Genomic DNA, 1,163 nt, shown 5'->3' with positions numbered 1-1,163 from the left:
ACATCGACGCGCTTTTGCTCCCCGCCGGCTACTTTCGACTGAACATCTGGTTTGGGCCGCTTTCGTCTCACGAGCGGTTTGAACTGATCGATGAGACCGAGGTGGGTGAAGGCTGCCGGCTCATTGCCAAGAAGCTGTCTGCCCGCTCTCCGGGGTGCCTGGTCATCGCTGGGATCGATACCAATCGTCCAAGCCACGGCTTTCGCGGCGACCAACTTGTAGTCGCGTTTGATCAGCACCAATGCCGGGCATTCGCGCGAAAGATCTTTCCGGTCGACGGCGATACGAATGAATGGGGGAGGGTGCCCTACCTCCTGTTTGAAGACGATTTTGGCGATAGGGGGCGCTACCTCCGCCTTCCCAATGGCGACCAGGCGATGCTCAGCGTTTGCTACGATGCTTTTGCTCTCGCTGAGTTGGCAATTGGCCCTACCCAGAAGCGCGGCACCCTTCGCTTCTTTGGTCACCCACAAACGTTCTGGCGCTGGCCGCATCGGGATGAGGCGAGCGTTCTGCTGGGCCGCTACGCTGCGCGGCTTAAGTTAGAGCGTCCGACCATTCACCTGGTGGCGATCCACGGATTTGAGCGTCCAGGCGGAGAGGTCTACTGGCAGCGCCATGGTCTTGCCACGGCTAGCGCCGCCCTAGGCGGCTCTGCAACAATTGGCGCAGGCCATTTCGCGAAGAAGCTCCCCAAGGCATTCGACGCGAGTCCGCTGGCTTCGGCAGATGTGCCATCTGCTCATCTGCGCCAGCACCAACATCGTCGCTCCCATTTGCTCCGCCCCATAGATGGCTTTGCGTACCGAAGGCCTGGCTCACGCATGAGCGTACTGGTGCGACTCTTCCAGACACACTGAGCCGGATTTTCCACATCCATTGAGCCCCCTAGCGACGGCTAGCGGGGGGCTTTGCCATGCCAAGAAAGGAACAAAACCATGACTGGACGACAGGCAAAGGCGTTGACGCCTGCCACACTCAAGCGGGCGCTCAAACACGTTGCTCATTCAAAGGTGCCGCTTAGAGATCGCGTCATACTGCTCCTCACCGCCCTGGCAGGTTTGCGAGCGTGCGAAGTGGCTGGTCTTGATTGGTCGATGGTGCTTGGCGCGAACGGCCGCGTTTCTAACGCGATCGAGATACGCGATGCGATCGCGAAGAAG

At 59.8% G+C, this 1,163-nt stretch carries 1 protein-coding gene and 1 pseudogene; both read left to right on the top strand.

The window, feature by feature from the left end:
- Window positions 1–860: hypothetical protein (locus tag DBR10_RS18995; RefSeq protein WP_158273148.1), on the top strand; the 860-nt coding region annotated here is incomplete at its 5' end.
- Window positions 861–938: 78 nt separating this feature from the next.
- Window positions 939–1,163 (top strand): annotated as a pseudogene (locus tag DBR10_RS19615) (tyrosine-type recombinase/integrase); the annotation flags it as partial.

Origin of the sequence: Caulobacter sp. HMWF025 (assembly GCF_003060965.1) — a bacterium.
Classification (GTDB): domain Bacteria; phylum Pseudomonadota; class Alphaproteobacteria; order Caulobacterales; family Caulobacteraceae; genus Caulobacter.
Note: the sequence above shows the minus strand (reverse complement) of the source record. Positions and strands in the feature narration are given on the sequence as shown.